Origin of the sequence: Psychromonas sp. MME2 (genome assembly GCF_040566515.1) — a bacterium.
Lineage (GTDB): Bacteria > Pseudomonadota > Gammaproteobacteria > Enterobacterales > Psychromonadaceae > Psychromonas.
Map to the genome: position 1 here is coordinate 102,417 of NZ_JBEWXI010000002.1, position 19,577 is coordinate 121,993.

Annotated in this window: 28 protein-coding genes, 2 pseudogenes and 1 riboswitch; of the genes and pseudogenes, 3 read left to right on the forward strand and 27 right to left on the reverse strand. The window is 41.5% G+C overall.

Going from position 1 to position 19,577, the window contains the following annotated elements:
• Position 1: 1 nt before the first annotated feature.
• The 22 genes and pseudogenes from secY to rpsJ all read right to left on the reverse strand — a co-directional run bounded on the left by secY (position 2) and on the right by rpsJ (position 10,432).
• Positions 2 to 1,329 (reverse strand): annotated as a pseudogene (gene secY / locus AB1A03_RS00730) (preprotein translocase subunit SecY).
• Positions 1,330 to 1,335: 6 nt separating this feature from the next.
• Positions 1,336 to 1,770 (reverse strand): 50S ribosomal protein L15, encoded by a 435-nt coding sequence (gene rplO / locus AB1A03_RS00735; protein ID WP_354622685.1) that lies wholly within the window; start codon positions 1,768 to 1,770, stop codon positions 1,336 to 1,338.
• Between the two features lie 2 nt (positions 1,771 to 1,772).
• The gene (gene rpmD, locus AB1A03_RS00740; protein WP_354622686.1) at positions 1,773 to 1,955 is read right to left on the reverse strand and encodes a 50S ribosomal protein L30; all 183 of its coding nucleotides are present in this window, start codon (positions 1,953 to 1,955) and stop codon (positions 1,773 to 1,775) included.
• Between the two features lie 6 nt (positions 1,956 to 1,961).
• Positions 1,962 to 2,462 carry a 30S ribosomal protein S5 gene (gene rpsE, locus AB1A03_RS00745; RefSeq protein ID WP_354622687.1) on the reverse strand — a complete coding sequence of 167 codons (501 nt, stop codon included), beginning with the start codon at positions 2,460 to 2,462 and terminating at the stop codon, positions 1,962 to 1,964.
• A gap of 11 nt (positions 2,463 to 2,473) precedes the next feature.
• Entirely contained in the window at positions 2,474 to 2,824 is a 351-nt protein-coding gene (gene rplR / locus AB1A03_RS00750; protein WP_238741203.1) for a 50S ribosomal protein L18, read from the reverse strand.
• 9 nt (positions 2,825 to 2,833) lie between these two features.
• On the reverse strand, positions 2,834 to 3,367 hold the full coding sequence (gene rplF / locus AB1A03_RS00755) for a 50S ribosomal protein L6 (RefSeq protein ID WP_354622688.1): 534 nt from the start codon (positions 3,365 to 3,367) through the stop codon (positions 2,834 to 2,836).
• A gap of 10 nt (positions 3,368 to 3,377) precedes the next feature.
• Entirely contained in the window at positions 3,378 to 3,770 is a 393-nt protein-coding gene (gene rpsH, locus AB1A03_RS00760) for a 30S ribosomal protein S8 (protein ID WP_354622689.1), read from the reverse strand.
• Between the two features lie 26 nt (positions 3,771 to 3,796).
• Complete coding sequence (gene rpsN, locus AB1A03_RS00765) at positions 3,797 to 4,102, reverse strand: 30S ribosomal protein S14 (protein WP_354622690.1); 306 nt, start codon at positions 4,100 to 4,102, stop codon at positions 3,797 to 3,799.
• Positions 4,103 to 4,112: 10 nt separating this feature from the next.
• Positions 4,113 to 4,652 (reverse strand): 50S ribosomal protein L5, encoded by a 540-nt coding sequence (rplE, locus tag AB1A03_RS00770; protein WP_354622691.1) that lies wholly within the window; start codon positions 4,650 to 4,652, stop codon positions 4,113 to 4,115.
• 12 nt (positions 4,653 to 4,664) lie between these two features.
• On the reverse strand, positions 4,665 to 4,979 hold the full coding sequence (gene rplX / locus AB1A03_RS00775; RefSeq protein WP_354622692.1) for a 50S ribosomal protein L24: 315 nt from the start codon (positions 4,977 to 4,979) through the stop codon (positions 4,665 to 4,667).
• A 9-nt stretch (positions 4,980 to 4,988) separates the two neighbouring features.
• On the reverse strand, positions 4,989 to 5,357 hold the full coding sequence (gene rplN, locus AB1A03_RS00780) for a 50S ribosomal protein L14 (RefSeq protein ID WP_284203650.1): 369 nt from the start codon (positions 5,355 to 5,357) through the stop codon (positions 4,989 to 4,991).
• Between the two features lie 158 nt (positions 5,358 to 5,515).
• Entirely contained in the window at positions 5,516 to 5,767 is a 252-nt protein-coding gene (gene rpsQ / locus AB1A03_RS00785; RefSeq protein WP_354622693.1) for a 30S ribosomal protein S17, read from the reverse strand.
• Entirely contained in the window at positions 5,767 to 5,958 is a 192-nt protein-coding gene (gene rpmC / locus AB1A03_RS00790; protein ID WP_354622694.1) for a 50S ribosomal protein L29, read from the reverse strand. The genes rpsQ and rpmC overlap by 1 nt, the downstream gene beginning before the upstream one ends.
• On the reverse strand, positions 5,958 to 6,368 hold the full coding sequence (rplP, locus tag AB1A03_RS00795; protein ID WP_354622695.1) for a 50S ribosomal protein L16: 411 nt from the start codon (positions 6,366 to 6,368) through the stop codon (positions 5,958 to 5,960). The genes rpmC and rplP overlap by 1 nt, the downstream gene beginning before the upstream one ends.
• Positions 6,369 to 6,379: 11 nt before the next feature.
• Positions 6,380 to 7,072 carry a 30S ribosomal protein S3 gene (gene rpsC, locus AB1A03_RS00800; protein WP_354622696.1) on the reverse strand — a complete coding sequence of 231 codons (693 nt, stop codon included), beginning with the start codon at positions 7,070 to 7,072 and terminating at the stop codon, positions 6,380 to 6,382.
• Between the two features lie 3 nt (positions 7,073 to 7,075).
• Positions 7,076 to 7,411: a 50S ribosomal protein L22 gene (gene rplV / locus AB1A03_RS00805; RefSeq protein ID WP_354622697.1), complete on the reverse strand. Its 336-nt coding sequence runs from the start codon at positions 7,409 to 7,411 to the stop codon at positions 7,076 to 7,078.
• Positions 7,412 to 7,419: 8 nt separating this feature from the next.
• Positions 7,420 to 7,695, reverse strand: a complete 276-nt coding sequence (gene rpsS / locus AB1A03_RS00810) for a 30S ribosomal protein S19 (RefSeq protein ID WP_354622698.1) — start codon at positions 7,693 to 7,695, stop codon at positions 7,420 to 7,422.
• Between the two features lie 14 nt (positions 7,696 to 7,709).
• Positions 7,710 to 8,538: pseudogene (gene rplB / locus AB1A03_RS00815) on the reverse strand (50S ribosomal protein L2).
• An 11-nt stretch (positions 8,539 to 8,549) separates the two neighbouring features.
• The gene (gene rplW / locus AB1A03_RS00820) at positions 8,550 to 8,849 is read right to left on the reverse strand and encodes a 50S ribosomal protein L23 (protein WP_019613677.1); all 300 of its coding nucleotides are present in this window, start codon (positions 8,847 to 8,849) and stop codon (positions 8,550 to 8,552) included.
• Positions 8,846 to 9,451, reverse strand: a complete 606-nt coding sequence (gene rplD / locus AB1A03_RS00825) for a 50S ribosomal protein L4 (protein ID WP_354622699.1) — start codon at positions 9,449 to 9,451, stop codon at positions 8,846 to 8,848. Before rplD ends, rplW begins: the two co-directional genes overlap by 4 nt.
• A gap of 14 nt (positions 9,452 to 9,465) precedes the next feature.
• Entirely contained in the window at positions 9,466 to 10,104 is a 639-nt protein-coding gene (gene rplC, locus AB1A03_RS00830; RefSeq protein WP_354622700.1) for a 50S ribosomal protein L3, read from the reverse strand.
• Between the two features lie 16 nt (positions 10,105 to 10,120).
• Complete coding sequence (gene rpsJ / locus AB1A03_RS00835) at positions 10,121 to 10,432, reverse strand: 30S ribosomal protein S10 (protein ID WP_354622701.1); 312 nt, start codon at positions 10,430 to 10,432, stop codon at positions 10,121 to 10,123.
• 352 nt (positions 10,433 to 10,784) lie between these two features.
• On the opposite strand from rpsJ, the gene AB1A03_RS00840 reads away from it, so the two are divergent.
• On the forward strand, positions 10,785 to 12,800 hold the full coding sequence (locus tag AB1A03_RS00840; RefSeq protein ID WP_354622702.1) for a tRNA(Met) cytidine acetyltransferase TmcA: 2,016 nt from the start codon (positions 10,785 to 10,787) through the stop codon (positions 12,798 to 12,800).
• A gap of 11 nt (positions 12,801 to 12,811) precedes the next feature.
• On the forward strand, positions 12,812 to 13,504 hold the full coding sequence (locus AB1A03_RS00845) for a pseudouridine synthase (protein WP_354622703.1): 693 nt from the start codon (positions 12,812 to 12,814) through the stop codon (positions 13,502 to 13,504).
• Positions 13,505 to 13,561: 57 nt separating this feature from the next.
• Here the strand turns inward: AB1A03_RS00845 and AB1A03_RS00850 are convergent, their stop codons facing one another.
• The gene (locus tag AB1A03_RS00850) at positions 13,562 to 14,341 is read right to left on the reverse strand and encodes a TIGR04219 family outer membrane beta-barrel protein (protein ID WP_354622704.1); all 780 of its coding nucleotides are present in this window, start codon (positions 14,339 to 14,341) and stop codon (positions 13,562 to 13,564) included.
• Positions 14,342 to 14,683: 342 nt separating this feature from the next.
• Positions 14,684 to 14,768, forward strand: a riboswitch (cyclic di-GMP riboswitch).
• Between the two features lie 86 nt (positions 14,769 to 14,854).
• Here AB1A03_RS00850 and AB1A03_RS00855 point away from each other — a divergent pair.
• Positions 14,855 to 15,208 (forward strand): fibronectin type III domain-containing protein, encoded by a 354-nt coding sequence (locus AB1A03_RS00855; protein WP_354622705.1) that lies wholly within the window; start codon positions 14,855 to 14,857, stop codon positions 15,206 to 15,208.
• Between the two features lie 76 nt (positions 15,209 to 15,284).
• On the opposite strand, the gene AB1A03_RS00860 is transcribed toward AB1A03_RS00855, so the two are convergent.
• The 4 genes from AB1A03_RS00860 to AB1A03_RS00875 form a co-directional block, all read right to left on the reverse strand.
• Positions 15,285 to 16,703 (reverse strand): DUF3373 family protein, encoded by a 1,419-nt coding sequence (locus AB1A03_RS00860; protein ID WP_354622706.1) that lies wholly within the window; start codon positions 16,701 to 16,703, stop codon positions 15,285 to 15,287.
• A gap of 86 nt (positions 16,704 to 16,789) precedes the next feature.
• Complete coding sequence (locus AB1A03_RS00865) at positions 16,790 to 17,116, reverse strand: hypothetical protein (protein ID WP_354622707.1); 327 nt, start codon at positions 17,114 to 17,116, stop codon at positions 16,790 to 16,792.
• Positions 17,117 to 17,145: 29 nt separating this feature from the next.
• Positions 17,146 to 17,757, reverse strand: coding sequence for a cytochrome b/b6 domain-containing protein (locus tag AB1A03_RS00870; protein WP_354622708.1), 612 nt, complete (start codon positions 17,755 to 17,757; stop codon positions 17,146 to 17,148).
• The gene (locus tag AB1A03_RS00875) at positions 17,750 to 19,399 is read right to left on the reverse strand and encodes a tetrathionate reductase family octaheme c-type cytochrome (protein ID WP_354622709.1); all 1,650 of its coding nucleotides are present in this window, start codon (positions 19,397 to 19,399) and stop codon (positions 17,750 to 17,752) included. The genes AB1A03_RS00870 and AB1A03_RS00875 overlap by 8 nt, the downstream gene beginning before the upstream one ends.
• Positions 19,400 to 19,577 lie beyond the last annotated feature (178 nt).

The window sequence follows — 19,577 nt, forward strand, 5'->3', positions numbered from 1 at the left end:
GTTACTTGCCGTAATCTTTCAAGTTAGCTTTTTTCAAGACAGAATCATATTGATTAGACATCAAATGAGTCTGTACCTGTGCCATAAAGTCCATGATAACAACAACAATAATTAATAACGAAGTACCACCGAAGTAGAACTGCGTATTCATTGCTACCATCATAAACTCGGGAATCAAACAGATAAAGGTAATATATAACGCACCTGCTAATGTCAGGCGAGTCATCACTTTATCAATATAACGTGACGTTTGTTCTCCGGGACGTATACCTGGAATAAAGGCACCGCTTTTTTTCAAATTATCTGCTGTTTCACGTGGATTAAACGTAAGTGCAGTATAAAAGAAACAAAAGAAGATGATTGCTGCTGCATATAACATCATATGCAACGGTTGTCCTGGCTGTAGCGCCAATGAAACATCCGATAACCAGCTTAAACCTTCAGACTGACCAAACCACTGCGCGATTGTACCAGGAAATAAGATAACACTCAGGCAAATATTGCAGGAATTACACCCGCCATATTTAATTTTAATGGCAGATGAGTACTTTGAGCCGCAAAAACTTTACGCCCTTGTTGACGTTTAGCGTAATTAACAACGATACGTCGTTGACCACGTTCAACAAAAACAACAAATGCCGTTGTCGCAAAAACGATAACGATTAATGCTAATAGCGCTAAAAGATGAAGTTCACCTTGACGCGCTTGCTCTGCTGTTTGCCCAATTGCTTGAGGCAAACCTGCAACTATACCCACAAAGATAATGATAGAAATACCATTACCTATACCGCGTTCTGTAATTTGTTCACCTAGCCACATCAAGAACATGGTTCCTGTTACTAGACTTACAACAGCCGTAATATAAAAACTAAGACCTGGATTTTCAACCAGACCTGGCATCATACTCGGCAAACCAGTCGCAATACCAATTGCTTGGAATGTACCTAAAACTAAAGTACCGTAACGCGTGTATTGATTTATCTTACGTCGACCAGACTCACCCTCTTTTTTTAGCTCAGCTAAAGGAGGATGAACAACGGTCAACAATTGGATAATAATCGATGCCGAAATATACGGCATAATACCCAACGCAAAGATAGATGCACGCGAAAGTGCACCACCAGAGAACATGTTAAACATTTCAATGATGGTACCCTTCTGCTGCTCAAATAGATTAGCTAGTACAGCGGCGTCAATACCAGGAATGGGAACAAAAGAGCCTGCACGGAACACTAAAATAGCCCCTAAAACAAACAATAGTCGTGTTTTAAGTTCACTTAAGTTACTGCCCTGTACCGCTTTAGGATCTAATCCTGGTTTCTTAGCCATTATCTATTATTCCTTGATTGTTCCGCCCGCAGCTTCAATAGCAGCACGAGCACCTTTCGTTACACGAAGGCCTTCAACTGTTACTGAGCGAGAGATTTCACCAGACAAAACTACTTTTGCAAACTTAACTGTGTTTACAAGTAGTCCGGCCTGTTTCAACGTATCAATAGTTACTACATCACCTTCTACTTTAGCGATTTCGTTCAAACGAACTTCTGCGCTAACTAGAGATTTACGTGAAGTAAAACCAAATTTTGGTAAACGTTGTTTTAAAGGCATTTGACCGCCTTCAAAACCTGGACGTACTTTACCGCCTGAACGAGACTTTTGACCTTTGTGACCACGGCCACCAGTTTTGCCTAATCCAGAACCGATACCACGGCCTACACGTTTAGCAACAGGCTTCGAACCTGCTGCTGGAGATAGAGTATTTAGTTTCATAATTACCCCTCAACCTTAACCATGTAGTAAACTTTATTAACCATACCACGTACTGCAGGAGTATCTTCTAACTCTACAGTATGACCGATACGACGCAGGCCAAGACCTGTTAACGTTGCACGGTGTTTTGGTAAACGGCCAATTGCACTTTTGGTTTGGGTTATTTTAATCGTTTTAGTAGCCATGCTTAATTACCCCAGAATATCAGTAACGTTTAGACCACGCTTAGCTGCAATTTGCTCTGGAGAATTCATATTCTCTAGTGCATCAAGCGTAGCGCGAACAACGTTAATTGGGTTAGTTGAGCCGTAAGCTTTAGCTAGTACGTTATGTACGCCAACAACTTCTAATACGGCACGCATTGCACCACCTGCGATGATACCAGTACCTTCAGATGCTGGTTGCATGTACACCTTAGAACCAGAATGACGGCCCTTAATAGGATGTTGCAGAGTGTTACCTTTTAATTGGATTTCGCTGATATTGCGACGTGCTTTTTCCATAGCTTTTTGAATAGCTGCAGGAACTTCACGTGCTTTACCGTAGCCAAAACCAACACGACCACTACCATCACCAACTACTGTTAGTGCTGTAAAGCTAAAGATGCGACCACCTTTAACTACTTTTGAAACTCGGTTTACTGCGATTAGCTTTTCGTTCAGATCACCGGTTTGAGATTCTACTTTTGCCATCATCATTACCCTTAGAACTGAAGACCAGCTTCACGAGCTGCTTCAGCTAGTGCTGCTACGCGGCCGTGGTATTGGAAACCGCTACGGTCGAAAGAAATTTTGCTAATTCCTTTTTCGATCGCGCGTTCTGCTACTAATTTACCAATTAGTTGAGCAGCTTCTTTATTACCACCGTTGCTAACTTGTGCACGCACTTCTTTTTCTAATGTAGAAGCGCTTGCTACGACTTGTGCGTCTGCTGTAATTACCTGCGCGTAAGTATGGCGAGGTGTACGGTTGATCACAAGACGAGTGGCACCAAGATCTTGTAATTTCTTACGTGTGCGAGTAGCACGACGAAGACGAGATGCTTTCTTATCCATAGTCTTACCTTACTTTTTCTTCGCTTCTTTACGACGCACATTTTCGTTAGCGTAACGAACACCTTTACCTTTATAAGGCTCTGGTGGACGGAATGCACGAATCTCTGCAGCTATTTGACCCACTTGTTGTTTGTCAACACCTTCAATAGTTAGTTCTGTTTGGCTAGGAGCCGCTGCAGAAATACCTTTTGGTAATGTATAAACAACAGGATGAGAAAAACCTAATGTTAGGTTGATATCTTGGCCGTTAACTTGAGTACGGTAACCAACACCTTGAAGAAGAAGAGTCTTCTTAAAGCCTTCTGATACACCGATAATCATGTTATTAACATTTGCACGTGCAGTACCTGCTTGTGCCCATGCACCTTGAACACCTTCAACAGGTCCAAAGGATACAACGCCATCTTCAAGTTTAACTACCACAGCATCATGAAGAGTACGAACTAATTCGCCTTTACCACCTTTTACAGTGATCTCTTGACCGTTTACTTTAACTTCTACGCCAGCAGGAACAGTAATCGGTGCCTTAGCTATACGAGACATAGATTACTCCTTAAGATACGTAACAGATGATTTCACCACCGATACACGCTTTACGCGCTGCACGGTCAGTCATAACACCTTGAGAAGTTGAAACAATCGCGATACCTAAACCAGCCATAACCTTAGGAAGATCGTTCGCACCTTTATAGATACGTAGACCTGGACGGCTAACTCGTTTTAAAGTATCGATAACTTTTTTGCCTTCGAAGTATTTTAACGTAACTTCTAATTCAGGCTTTGTGTCACCAGCAACAACGTAATCAGTAATATAACCTTCAGCTTTTAACACAGCTGCAATAGCAACTTTTTGTTTAGAAGAAGGCATCTTTACAGATACTTTGTTTGCTGCTTGACCGTTACGAATACGCGTAAGCATATCCGAAATAGGATCTTGCATGCTCATAACTATTTACTCCGTGATTTAATTGATTACCAGCTAGCTTTTTTCAAGCCAGGGATTTCTCCGCGCATCATATGCTCACGAACCTTAATACGGCTCATGCCAAATTTACGAAGATAACCATGTGGACGACCAGTTACGTTACAACGATTACGTTTACGTACTGGACTTGAATCACGAGGTAGCGTTTGAAGCTGTAACACTGCACTCCAACGATCTTCGTCAGATGTGTTTACATTACTAATAGTAGCTTTTAAAGCCGCACGTTTTTCTGCGAATTTACAAACTAGCTTCGCACGTTTTACTTCACGCGCTTTCATTGATTGTTTAGCCATAACCTACACCTTACTTACGGAATGGGAAGTTAAAGGCAGTCAGCAATGCACGCCCTTCTTCGTCAGTCTTAGCTGATGTTGTAATTGTGATATCTAAACCACGTACTTTATCAACTTTATCGTAATCGATTTCAGGGAAAATGATTTGCTCACGTACACCCATACTGTAGTTACCACGACCATCAAATGACTTAGCATTTAGGCCACGGAAATCTCGTACACGAGGAATAGCGATTGTTACCAAACGCTCAAAAAATTCCCACATACGAACACCACGTAGAGTGACTTTACAACCAATCGGGTAGCCTTCACGAATTTTGAAGCCAGCCACAGAGCGGCGCGCTTTAGTGATAACAGGCTTTTGACCTGAGATAGCAGCCATATCAACAGCAGCATTCTCAAGCACTTTTTTATCAGCCAGTGCTTCACCAACACCCATATTAAGGGTGATTTTCTCTATTCGAGGGACTTGCATGACAGACGTATAGCCGAATTGCTTTTGCAAATCAGACACCACGTTGTCTTTATAGAAATCATGCAGTTTCGCCATCGTAAACTCCAGTTACTTCACAAGTTCATTATTAGATTTGAAAAAACGTACTTTCTTTCCGTCTTCATCTCTAAATCCAACACGATCCGCTTTACCCGTTGTAGGGTTAAGGATCGCAACATTTGATATTTGTATCGGTGCTTCTTGTTCAATAATACCACCAGTTACACCCGCTTGCGGGTTTGGCTTTTGGTGTTTCTTGACCGTATTTACACCTTCAATAATTACTTTACCGTTAGTTAAAACTTTAGAAATTTTTCCAGTTTTACCTTTATCTTTACCGGTAATAACAATTACTTCATCGTCACGTTTAATTTTTGCTGCCATATCGGTTCCTTACAGTACTTCCGGCGCCAGTGAAACAATCTTCATAAAATTGTCATTACGAAGTTCACGAGTTACAGGGCCAAAGATACGTGTACCGATAGGTTGGTTATTTGCATTCAGCATAACCGCAGCATTGCGGTCAAAACGAATTACAGAACCATCGGGACGACGTACACCTTTTCTGGTACGCACAACCACAGCTGAATGAACATCACCTTTTTTAACTTTACCGCGAGGAATTGCTTCCTTCACAGATACTTTGATGATGTCACCGATTGCTGCATAACGGCGATGCGAGCCACCAAGGACCTTAATACACATTACGCGTCGGGCGCCTGAATTATCGGCGACATCCAGCACACTTTGCATTTGGATCATTACAGTGCTCCGCTATTTTACTATTAAATACTCTCTAAGGAGTTGTGTTCCCTTTATTCAGGGAGCGGCATCATACCACCAACTTTCAAAGAAAGATAGTCTAAAAAAACGGCATCCGAAAAGGACGCCGTTTATACACGTGTAAACGAGGCTTAAAATTAAGCTTTGCTTACGATTTCTACCAATGTCCAAGACTTAGTCTTAGATAGTGGACGGCATTCGCTGATTAAAACAACGTCACCTTCACCACATTGATTTGTTTCATCATGCGCATGTAACTTAGTCGTGCGTTTAATGAATTTTCCGTATAACGGGTGCTTCACTTTACGTTCGATAGCAACAACGATAGATTTATCCATCTTTGCACTGATTACTTTCGCTTGAAGAGTACGAGTTGTAGATTCGCTCATTACGCACCTGCCTTCTGATTTAATACTGTCTTAACACGGGCGATGTTACGACGCACTTCTTTGATTGAGTGCGGCTTTTCTAACTGACCAGTGTTTAACTGCATACGTAATTCAAATTGAGTACGTAATAAGTTAAGAAGTTCAGCATTAAGCTCTTCAACACTTTTTTCTTTTAGTTCGTTAGCTTTCATTACATCACCTTACGAGTTACGAAAGTTGTTGCCACAGGCAGTTTAGCAGCTGCTAGAGCAAATGCTTCACGAGCCAATGATTCTGGAACACCTTCCATTTCATAAAGAACTTTACCTGGTTGAGTTTGAGCAACCCAATATTCCACGTTACCTTTACCTTTACCTTGACGAACTTCTAACGGTTTGCCAGTAATCGGTTTATCAGGAAACACGCGGATCCAGATTTTACCTTGACGTTTAACATGACGAGTCATTGCACGACGTGCTGCTTCGATTTGACGAGCAGTAATTCGACCACGACCGACAGCTTTTAATCCAAATTCGCCAAAGCTTACTTCCGCACCTTTCGAAAGACCGCGGTTACGGCCTTTGTGCATTTTACGGAACTTCATACGTTTTGGTTGCATCATTAGCGTATCTCCTACTTACCGCGGCTTTTGCGCTTTGGTTTAGATGGCTGTTGTTCTGTTTCTTGTGGCAATAAACCACCTAGAACTTCACCTTTAAAGATCCAAACCTTAACACCGATGATACCGTAAACAGTCAACGCTTCTGAAGTAGAGTAATCGATATCTGCGCGAAGAGTATGTAGAGGTACACGACCTTCACGATACCACTCAGCACGTGCGATTTCTGCACCACCTAAACGACCACTTACTTGAACTTTAATGCCTTTTGCGCCAAGACGCATAGCATTTTGTACCGCACGCTTCATAGCACGACGGAACATTACACGACGCTCTAACTGAGAAGAGACTGAGTCTGCTACTAGTTTTGCATCAAGTTCAGGTTTACGAACTTCTGAAATATTGATCTGCGCTGGAACACCTGCCATTTTAGCAATTGCTGAGCGTAGTTTTTCAACATCTTCGCCTTTCTTACCAATTACAACACCTGGACGTGCAGTGTGAATAGTCACACGAACACTTTTCGCTGGGCGCTCAATTGTAATCTTAGACAAAGAAGCATTTTTTAGCTTTTCAGTTAAGAATTTACGAATTTGAAAATCACTATATAAGTTATCTGCAAAATCTTTTGTGCCGGCATACCAGGTAGAGCTAAATGGCTTAGTGATACCTAGGCGAATACCGTTAGGATGAACTTTCTGTCCCATTGTTTAACCCCTGTCTGATACCACTACTGTGATGTGGCAAGAACGCTTCATTATACGATCGGCACGGCCTTTCGCACGAGGCATGATGCGTTTCATTGTTGGGCCTTCATCAACACAAATTTTTGTGATGTATAGCTCATCAATGTCTGCGCCTTCATTATGCTCAGCGTTTGCGGTTGCAGAATCTACAACTTTTTTAATCAATACTGCAGCTTTCTTAGGGCTGTATGATAAAAGTTCTAGTGCTTTTTCTACTGATAGACCACGTACTTGATCTGCTACCAAACGCGCTTTCTGAGCTGAAGAACGAGCAAATAAATGTTTAGCTAAAGCTTCCATAAATACCTCTATTTCTTCGCTTTCTTATCCGCGACATGGCCACGGTAAGTACGAGTTGGTGCAAATTCACCCAGTTTGTGACCGACCATTTCATCAGTTACAAATACTGGCACGTGTTGACGCCCGTTATGGACAGCGATGGTCAGACCAATCATATCTGGAATGATCATTGAACGACGAGACCAAGTCTTAATTGGCTTTTTCTCACCGTTTTCCATCGCTTTCTCTACCTTCTTCAGCAAGTGTAGGTCAATGAATGGACCCTTCTTGAGAGAACGTGGCATGGCGATACCTCTGCTTATTTCTTGTTGCGACGACGAACAATGTACTGATCAGTACTCTTGTTCTTACGAGTTTTGTAGCCTTTAGTTGGCATACCCCAAGGAGAAACAGGATGACGACCACCCGATGTTCTACCTTCACCACCACCATGTGGGTAATATTACTGGGTTCATTACAACACCACGAACGGTAGGACGAACACCACGCCAACGCGTAGCACCAGCTTTACCTAATTGGCGTAGCATATGTTCTGCATTACCAACTTCACCGATTGTTGCACGACACTCAGCAGGGATTTTACGCATTTCACCACTACGTAAACGTAGTGTAACGTAAGCACCATCACGAGCTATAATTTGGCTGTATGCACCAGCTGAACGTGCAATTTGTGCACCTTTAGCAGGTTTCATTTCTACAGCGTGTACTGTTGTACCTACTGGAATGTTACGCATCGGTAAGCAGTTACCTACTTTGATTGATGCATCTTCACCAGATTGGATTACATCACCAGCAACTAAGCCTTTTGGGGCTAAGATGTAGCGACGTTCGCCATCAGCATAAAGTACTAGCGCAATATTAGCACTACGATTTGGATCGTATTCTAAACGCTCTACTTTTGCTGGGATACCGTCTTTATTACGTTTAAAATCGACTAAACGATAGTGTTGTTTATGACCACCACCGATATGACGAACCGTAATACGACCACCATTATTACGACCACCTGATTTAGATAAAGACTCTAAAAGTGGTGCGTATGGCTTACCTTTGTGCAGGTCTTTGTTTACCACTTTGACAACGTGGCGACGACCTGGAGACGTAGGCTTACATTTTACAATAGCCATCTATAATTCCTCTACTCAGCGCCAGCGAAATCGATGTCTGCACCTTCAGCTAGACTAACGTATGCTTTTTTCCAGTCGCTACGGCGACCCATACGTTGACCAGTACGCTTGGTTTTACCCTTCACGTTTAGTGTGCGAACACCAGTAACTTCAACTTCAAACAGTTTTTGAACTGCCGCTTTGATTTCTGCTTTAGTCGCAGTACCTGCAACTTTGAATACCATAGTGTTATGGTTTTCAGCAGATAAAGTTCCCTTTTCAGAGATATGCGGGGCTAGAATAACTTGCAGTAAACGTGCTTCACTGATCATGCTAGGCTCTCCTCAATCTTTTTCACTGCATCTGCAGTTACTAAAACTTTATCAAATGCGATTAGACTTGCTGGATCAATACCTTGCACATCACGAACATCTACTTTGTAAAGGTTACGTGCTGCTAAGAATAGATTTTCATCTAATTCTTCGGTAATGATTAGAACATCTTTAAGATCCAGTTCTTTTAACTTCGCTTTCAGCTCTTTTGTTTTTGGAGCTTCAACTGTGAAGTTTTCTACAACGATTAGACGATCCTGACGAACTAATTCAGACAGAATGCTTCTCACTGCGCCACGGTACATTTTTTTGTTTACTTTTTGGCTGTGATCCTGAGGACGCGCAGCAAAAGTAACGCCACCGCCAACCCAGATTGGGCTACGGATTGTACCTGAACGAGCTCGGCCAGTCCCTTTTTGACGCCATGGCTTTTTACCACCACCACGAACATCACTACGGGTTTTCTGAGCACGAGTACCTTGACGAGCACCAGCTGCATATGCAACGACCACCTGATGAACTAGGGCCTCGTTGAATTCACGTCCAAAGGTAGCGTCAGAAACTTCAAGTGCACTTTGTGCATCTTTCAATACCAATTCCATTACTAAATCCTTGGTTATGCTTTAACAGCAGGTTTAATGAACACATTGCCGTTTTTCGCACCTGGTACTGCACCTTTAATGAGCAGTAAGTTGCGTTCAACGTCTACGCGAACAACTTCAAGATTCTGAGTCGTAACACGCTCAGCACCCATGTGGCCAGACATTTTTTTGCCTTTAAAAACACGACCCGGTGTTTGACACATACCAATCGAACCATTAGAACGATGTGATAGTGAATTACCGTGTGTCATATCTTGTGTGTTAAAGTTCCAGCGTTTAACACCGCCTTGGAAACCTTTACCTTTAGACTGACCTGTAACATCTACTTTCGTATTTTCGTTGAAAAGCTCAACACTTAGCTCAGCGCCAACTTTGATATCTGCACCTTCGTTATCAGCAAGAGTAAACTCCCACAGACCACGACCAGCTTCTACACCTGCTTTCGCAAAGTGACCAGCTTCTGGTTTGTTTACACGGCTAGCTTTCTTAGTGCCAGCTGTTACTTGAATAGCTTGGTAGCCATCAGTATCAAGTGTTTTAACTTGAGTAACGCGATTTGGTGTACATTCAAGAACTGTAACTGGGATAGAAACACCATCTTCAGTGAAGATGCGAGTCATTCCAACTTTACGACCTACTAGACCGATTGTCATTGTTGTAACTCCTTATCTAACCCAAGCTGATTTGAACATCAACGCCAGCAGCTAGATCTAGCTTCATTAGTGCGTCAACAGTCTTTTCAGTTGGTTCTACGATATCAATCAAGCGCTTGTGAGTGCGGATCTCATATTGGTCACGTGCATCTTTGTTTACATGCGGTGAAATCAATACTGTGAAACGCTCTTTACGAGTTGGTAGTGGAATAGGACCACGTACCTGAGCACCTGTGCGCTTTGCAGTTTCAACGATCTCCGCCGTTGATTGATCGATCAATTTATGATCAAAAGCTTTAAGGCGGATACGGATTCTTTGGTTCTGCATGGACCAAAACTCCAATAGTTAAAAATACAACATACAAACAAACACCTGACGAACTATCTAAGATAGATCTCAAGTGCTTATTCAAACTAGTCGCTCCCCAATCGGGAGTCATTTTCGATAACCTAATAAAATGGTTATGGGCTTATTGCCCACCTACCATATCGGTAAGTGCGGTGCATAATACAGTAAATGTGAAGCAATGCAAGTTTTTCTTAACTTGAAATAGAAAAATTATCGTAAAATCTTTTTCGGATTTATGCCATTACATTTTATCCTTAAGGCGCTTTTTCTCAGTAGTTTGCGCTTGCTACAATGCTATACTTTCCACTCGAATCAATAAATAGGATCTCCTGTGCACGCGTTAATTTCACTTATCGATCATCTTCAACTACAGGCGCAGGCCAGCAACCATCGGCAAATATTACGCTTACGTGGAACAACCAGCTGGTGTTTTCAACAATGTAGCGTATTAATAGAAGATCTTCCGCAGCCCTATTTTTGGATTGGTGATGCACCGACAGGGGTCACAACAACGCCTTACCAAACAATATTAGGCCAAGAAACCCCCCTTCTCTTTATTAATGCTATTGCTGAATTTGATGCCAATGCTTTTGCAGCTGCGGAAGGCACCTTACGTGGAGGGGGATTATTGATATTACTTAGCCCACTCACTATCGATGACAGTGATTACTTTTATCATTTTATTGATAAGCAACTACAGCAATATAATTTCATCACAATTGCAGAAAATGCACCTATTGCTCAAATTAATAATACCTTCTCTCCTGCCACTTCTTCTTTTTCGATTAACACAAGGGAACAAGAATACGCAGTAAGGGCTATTGTTAAAACGGTGACGGGACATCGACGCCGTCCACTGGTTTTAACGGCAAATAGAGGAAGAGGAAAATCAGCTGCGCTTGGAATTGCTGCGGCAACACTACTCCGTAATGGGATAAAGAAGATTTTAGTTTGTGCACCGAGTAAACGCGCCACATTTACCCTTTTTAAACATGCAAGTTTATTACTGGGCAAGGAAGCGCATCAATATGCTATTATTAACGGTAACCAATCTATCCAATTTATCGCCCCGGATGCACTGCTAGAAAACAGACCAAATTGCGATCTTTTGATTATCGATGAAGCCGCCGCGATCCCTATCCCAATGTTAGAAAGCTTTGTTTGCCACTACGCTCGCATTGTATTCGCTAGCACATTACATGGCTACGAAGGTTCAGGACGCGGGTTTGCATTACGCTTTCAAAAACGTTTAACGGAAATCGCACCGCAGTGGCGAAAATGTCATCTGAAAACGCCGATTCGTTGGTCTGAAAATGATCCCCTTGAACATTTCACTCTAAATAATCTCTGTTTAAGCGATGATGCAACGACTCCGCAGCAATATGATGAAGCGCAACCGGTACAGTTTTATCGCGTAACAGCAGCAGAGTTAATTGCCGATAAAAATCAATTAACCACTATTTTTTCGCTTTTAATTAATGCACATTATCAAACCAAACCTTCAGACCTCGCAATGATGCTTAATGACAATGCCATGCACATTTTCCTCTTTAAACAAAACCAGCAAATTCTCGGTGTCGCATTAGTTAATTCAGAAGGCGGATTTTCACCGCTTTTAGCAGAACAGGTATGGCAAGGAACACGCAGAGTTCAAGGCAACCTGATTGCCCAATCCTTGACTTTCCATTCCGGCCATCAAGGAGCAGCGCAGCAACACTTTGCCAGAATACAACGGATTGCCATTCATCCCACATGCCAACGACAAGGAGTGGGTAAGTTATTTGTAAAATCGTTAACAACTTGGGCCTTGGATAACCACTTCGACCATCTTGGAGCCAGTTTTGCGGCAACGGCTTATCTTTTATCCTTTTGGCAACAACTTGGTTTCACTACCTTACGAGTAGGAACAACACAAGATAGCAGCAGCGGTGCACATTCACTGATTGTTAATTACCCGCTTTCAAATCAGGGAAAAAAATTACACCGAACCATTCAGGAAAACTTCCAATTACAACTGCCGCTACAATTAAGTCGTCACCTACAACGTCTTGACCCTGAGTTAGTATCGGCACTATTAGCGGAATTAAATAATCAGCCACAAGACACTACTCAATTAATCAGTTATATTGCTGGTAACCGCCCTTTTGAAACCGTTGAATATCAATTGCAACAATTACTGCTAAACAGCAATTTACACCGTTTAGATAAAAAGCAGCAGTCACTCGCTATACAAAAAATACTGCAAAATAACAGTTGGCATGAAGTCTGCGATAAAAATCAATATACAGGCAAAAAAGAAGCGCAACGCGCATTAAAAAATGCCATTCAACAGCTCACTCAAAAATAAGAAACGATTCGATGCGATTAGATAAATATATATGCCAGTCTACGACACTTACCAGAAGCCAAGCTAAAAAAATGATTTTGCAAGGGCGAGTGAATAATGGCCAACAAACATTACGTAATAGCGCCTACAAAGTACAAGATGGCGAACTCATTACACTTGATAACAAGGCCATTACCTTACGGGGCAACCGTTACATTATGCTCAATAAACCGCAGGGTTTTATCTGCTCTACCGTCGATGAACATCTACCAAGTATCTTAAACTTGATCGATGTCGACCATGCAGAACAACTCTGTATCGCAGGGCGTTTAGATGCCGATACAACCGGTTTGACACTAATCACCGATGATGGGCAGTGGTCACACCTCATTACCAGTCCTCGTAAAAAGTGTGCCAAGCGTTATCGCGTTACGATTGAGCAGCCGATCGATGACCATTCCTGCACACTGTTTACACAAGGTATACAGCTCAAGAGCGAACCCCACCCCTGCTTGCCAGCAAAAGTAATAATTGAATCGGATCTAGAGGTGCTACTAACCATTAGTGAAGGGAAATATCATCAAGTGAAACGCATGTTTGCAGCGATCGGCAACCATGTGACTGCATTACATAGAGAACAAATTGGCGATATTCAGTTAGATGCCGAACTGAAACCAGGAGAATGGCGCTATTTAAACGAACAAGAAATAAATAGTGTCGGTTAGATAATAAACAGGCATCAAATGGTTGATGCCTCTCTTTACCACTTAACGACTATTGCATTAGAAATGTAACTGTAAACCTGCGTAGGCACCTTTAAACTCAGCATCTGCATAGATGCCACTAAGATCTTCAATATCAAATTTAATATCGCGGTAGCCAAATTGCACCGTCGCATCTATCGCAAGTGTTTCAATCATATTCCAGAAAATACCACCTTGAATATCATGCACATGATGATCATCGTAGCCAATCCAGTTTACTTCACCATAAACGCCTAATCCAGTAAAGGGTAAGCCAATTTCAGCTGCCACATAACCTAACGGAATAACCCCATTGTAGGACTCTTCTGCGCTCTGTGACAGGCTATTGCCCTGATTATCTTCTACTGTACCATCAAGTTTTACCTTAAAATCACCATATTTAGCATTAAGCCCCAGATCAAGGGAGACAATATCGTTATCTAAGATTTCGTAATAGAGAATAAAATCGAAATGATCCAATTTTGCATCCACAGAGGCATGTCCGGTGAAGGTATAATCACCAAATTCCAAATTGTTAACATCACTATACCCCTTTACATCGAGTTGGTTATAGCGAATTTTAATATTAGGTATTACTGGAATAGGATGCTCTAAAGCGACCCAGAAACTCCCTTTGGTCTTATCATCCAGATTAAACGATTGCATTGTGCCATCTTCACCAAATGAACCTGAAGATTCCATATTCCAAATCTGCGCACCGGCATAAAGGCCTGCTATGGTGTCAGCTTGTACGGCTAATGGGGTGAATAATAGTGGAGAAGAGAGCGCTAAAACGCTAAAGCGAAATGTATTATTCATAAATTTATCCTTAAAAGTAGTTAATCCATTTAAACAGTGATTATTGTCACCTGATAATGAAATTCGCGCAACTACATTACCATTCTATTACCCTCTAGCTAATAATTAACCCAACGCGTCACTCATTTCATTTTCGAGTGACCATTAAAATATAATTTATACAGTACATATTTAAACTAAAAAACAACACGTTATATTTAAAAAAAATCAATGTGAACAGAAAACATCATGAAACAATCAAAAGCGAACTTGTATTGTACAAAAAAACGACATAAAATCATCGCGTAAATAGAAATTAAAACAAATTCACAAATTTCAACTCAGTTTTCACTAATATTGTTCGCTAGAAAATAGCAAATTGAGGGAAACCTTAAGACGCAAAACCACCGGCCTGTAGAGTAAGCTCCATGGCAGCGGGGTTACCGAGGCAATGATAGACCCATCATACCTCTACTTTTTTATACTTAACAATGTTATAGGATGACTGAATTATCATTTTTTGTAGGAGACAAAATGCATAATTCACCCCTATCATGTAAGCACTTATTATTAATGATCTTATCTTTACTGCTCTTTTCCTGTGTATCATCCGAATCGGACTCCAGTGATCAAATAATTGACCAACCGCTTGGTGAAAAACTTCAACTTGTTATCTCGTGGTATGATAATTCAGATAATGAATCAGGCTATATCGTCGAACGCCGCCTAGCAGGAGAAGATGCCTATGACCAAGCAATCTTCCTTCCTCAAGATAGCGACCGCTATGACGACAAAACGGCGTTCACTGGGCAGACATATTGCTATCAAGTTAGTGCATATAACCAAGCGGGTAAGTCCGCATCTGATGAAGTTTGCATTGCAATTTAATCGCTATTAAAAAGTGAAAAGCCGCAGGTAATATTGACTTATTATCATGCGACTTGATTTAACTGATGCAGATAGGTTAATAGTTGTAACGGATCATCGCGCGGAAATCTTGTGCCGTATCAGCCACCATTCCTCCCATTCCCATCATATTCGCCTCTTGCATCGTCATTGGAGCACCACTGTTACCAAAGAATCCATTACTACCGGAGTACTTATAATCAATATAGGTATAACGGAATTGTAAATAGAGCGTTTCACCAATAATAGGCAAATTATAATAAGCTTCATAGGCATCACCGCGTGCTGCTATTTTAGAGCCAATTAACGTATCTTCGCCATAGGTAAATGAACGCCAATATTTAGAGCCGTGATTGAATTCAAAACCGAATCTATCATCAGCTAAAAAACCAGGTATTGTTGCACCAAGCCAATAGGAATAGCCTTTTTCATCCTCCTGTGACCCTAACATTCCGTAGTTCCCACCTGCGGATGTACCACCATCGGGTAATGTCTGAGAGGCTGATACCGATGCAAATAAAACCGTATCATCCAAAAAGTCATTAATAAATTCACCGACACCATTCACTTGCACAGATAAAGTGAAATTTTGCAGATCACCTAATTGCTCAAAGCCTGTTGGTTGAGGCGCCATAGGATTAGAATAATCGTAGCCCATATCAAGCATATTGGTGGCGTAATAGTATTGCGCTTTAATATCATATTGACCATCATTATAGGGAGTAATAATAAAGCCAATCATGTCTATATTATCCGTCGCTCCCGTATCAGTATAATCATGTCCAGAGACAGAAAATCGTGGCGTACTCGTCGCACTCAAGCCTCGACCAGCACAGATTTTAGCATCCATACCAGCAACACCCGTTATTTTCTCAAGTTTTGCACTTAAACTTAGGCCATCAAATTCGACATTAATAGAATGTCCAAGTGGCGATTTTGCACTGTCATAACCTTCTCGAATGTTAGCAAGAAAGCCGTTCGTGGATGGGCGACGACCAATACTCGCCGTCCAAGGTATTTGATCATTACCTAAAAATGAATCACCGAGATATAACATATATACCTCCTTCACCTTAAGGCTATTATCATCTAAGTTTTCGTTAGTAACCCAATCAAAATCGCCCATTCCCGGATCGTAGGGGTCACTATTAAGCCCTGTTTGCCCAAATGCTTTGTTATATGAGAGTAACCCTTTAAAAACAAGGTTATCAAAGGGCTGATACCCCATACCAATCTCTAAGCGATTAGCTAAAAGGTCATGATTATGTAGTTTAGAGCCATCGGCCATCTTATAATCAATACTGTCCATCGTAACGCGATAATCAGCACTTAGCTTAAGGTTATTTCCACCTACTTTTTTTTGTAATTCACGCACTTGTTCTTTTAAGTCTGCAATATCCTGCGCCTGATCAGCCTGAACTGTTGTTGAAAAGGCAATGAATAAGGAGGCGGCGATTAGCGATAATTTTTTATTCATAATGTGTCATCCCTGTCTTATTAAAAATAGAAGGAAACTACCTATTAGTTTTCCATCATGCATTTGTAGAACTAACTAATTCCGTTTTAGTTACAACTAGCAAGCTCCCCACTGTCTGCGGCATACTTCTCGGCAAAATCAGCTAAATCTGGCGCTATTTTCTGAAATGTATCACCATTTAAAAACTCGGCAGAATCAGGGAATTTCTTTGTATATTCCTTAATAAAACGTTTGGCATCATTCTTAAACAATCGTTTCCACTCAACCTTTAAGTGCTGACTAGCAAACTCCTGCCCATTGATAGCAAAATGGGGACGCAAGTACTTCAAGTAATATTTTTGCCCCTTCGCTGCATCTGCAAACACATTAAAAGTTAACATTAGCCCAAGTGTTAACATTATTAATTTCTTCATATCTATCTCCTCAGCTTAATTAAAAATGATTATTCTTCGATTTTTTCTTTACCGGTGATCATGGCCTTAATATGCGTTGATAACTTCTCTCCAAAGGTGATCATATAAAGATGAATGACTACAAAACTAAGCAAGGCATAGGCATTAAAGGTGTGTAAAATAGCAATTAAATCGACATGTTCTATGACGCCTGCCGCCCGTAAATCGGGAAAAAAGTAGAAAGCAAAGCCACTAATAACCTGTAACGGCAGCAGAGCGAATAAAATCGCAATGTAACCTAGACGCTGTAACGGATTAAATTTATCTTCTGGCGTTATATGATGCGGATGTTTTTCTCCCTTAAACACACCATATAGATAAAAACGCAATGTCCCTTCCACCCCTTTTAAGGTGGGAAAATATTGCTGCCACTCACCCGTGGTCAAAATCCAGGTGTAGATCAAGACAACGAGCCCCGTCCAGACAAAACCAATGAGGTTATGTGTCTCAACCGCCGTTCCAAAACCAAATAAAACAAACAATCCATGCATTTCCAATCCTGAGAGCAATAACAACACAATCATCAATGCTTGCGCCCAGTGCCAAAATCGCTCAAAACGCTTAAAAAGCACCACAATTTTACTGCCAGACAGATTACTCATAACCTTCTCCTTGCTCTTGCTTCACTGACATTTTTTTTCTTCTAATAGCCGCTAGATAACGTAAAGCGCCATGTCCAATTACCCCCAGTAGGCCGCCAATAACAGCGAACAAAGCAAATAACTCCACCCAGAAATTACTATCTCGACCAATTAAGTAAAAATCATTTAATCCCGCTAAACGACTATCACGAGAATGACAGGAATGGCAATCAACCGCCTCTTCTGCAGGTGCAACCATATGTTTAATAGGCCAGAATCCATTGGTTTCAATAAAATCAAAGTGCCCACTAAATTCAACTTCGTTTAATTGAGCACCTGCGGTTAATGCTTTCTCCCAGTCATACTCAGTCCATAGTGCCCCAGTGCCCTTCTTACCATATAATTTGATCGGCAAAATGCGATTAAACTCGGTGTCATAGGGTTGCTTACCACGGTGTACTTTAAAGGGCCAAATACGTGCATCGGGATCGTTGTAATTCCCCGTCGGTGGATTAATATCAATTGGTGCACTGCTAGGATCAATCACCGTTTGTAGGGTTTTCTGGATTAATTCACCTTTATACCAACGGTATTCAGGCGTCACATTACGTCCCCAAGTGAATGTACCCTTTTTACTCATATAACTATGTGCTTCCACCCCATCAAATACCTTCTCTTCCGTATAGGGTTTACCATCTTTCATCTTCGTTGCCGTAGACCAATCCCAACTCAACTTAGTGAGATAAGGACCGCGCGCCATTTCAGGGATATGACAAGAGGTACAAGCAACCTTAGCGGTATGATTATCAATCTCACGGACTTCATGTGGTTTTTCACCATGGCAGGATTCACAGGCGACATTTTTGCCGTCACGTTCGATACGCCCCATATCTTTTTTATGGTCGATAAAAGCTTTTTTACCGTTATAACGCCCCGCAATTTCATGGCCACTGGTTTTATGGCAAGTTTGACAACTGAAATTTAGCTTATCAGGGCTCATGTGCACATCAAGGGAGTGGACAGGATCAACTAATGACATGTCGGTGTCGCCGTGTTTTACACCATTACCGCCACCACCATTAGCATGACATGCAAGGCAGTTTTCCCGTTTAGGTGCTCCGACACTTTTTGCTACGGCTTTAAGGTCGACCGCGGGTTGAAGAAATTCACCGAGCTGCGTCGCTTCATAGTAAGGATGTCCCGACATCGCCGCCGATTTTTTATATGTTCCTGTACCATCATGACAAACTAGGCAATCAACATTCTCTTCCGCTTCCTGATCAAAATCATCATTACGCCAACCATAGCCCGTATGACATTGTGTACAACTCTCATTACCACGTGCAGAAACACAATAGTTATTAAAACCATTTTTGCCCTTACCAACCATTTGCTCATCGACTTTAGCAGCCCATTTCCAATGGAAGGTTTTATGCACCTGCTTGGCAGCCTCGGTGTGGCATTCCAAACAAGCTTCAGTAACATCAGGCGCATAATCAAAATCCTGATCAAGGGATTCAAATTTACTGTGGTCTGCGGTCATCCTTGTGCGATTTAAATCTACCGCAGAAGCATCAGAATCCGTGGCCAACACCGTATTAATCCAACCTAATAGCAATAGTGCGATTATTGCTGTTGCTTTTCCTTGCATCATAACGCTCATGCTCCTAGCTTCCTGTAGTAACAAAAATACCCCCAATAGGGTATACAGCCATATTGAGTTAATTATGGCAAAACAACATGAGATAAAACTGTATTAGATCAACCTTTAGTTAATAAAGCTACATTAGATAAAACTAATTCAGAAAATGGTAATTAAGTCACACTAATGAAGCATAAAT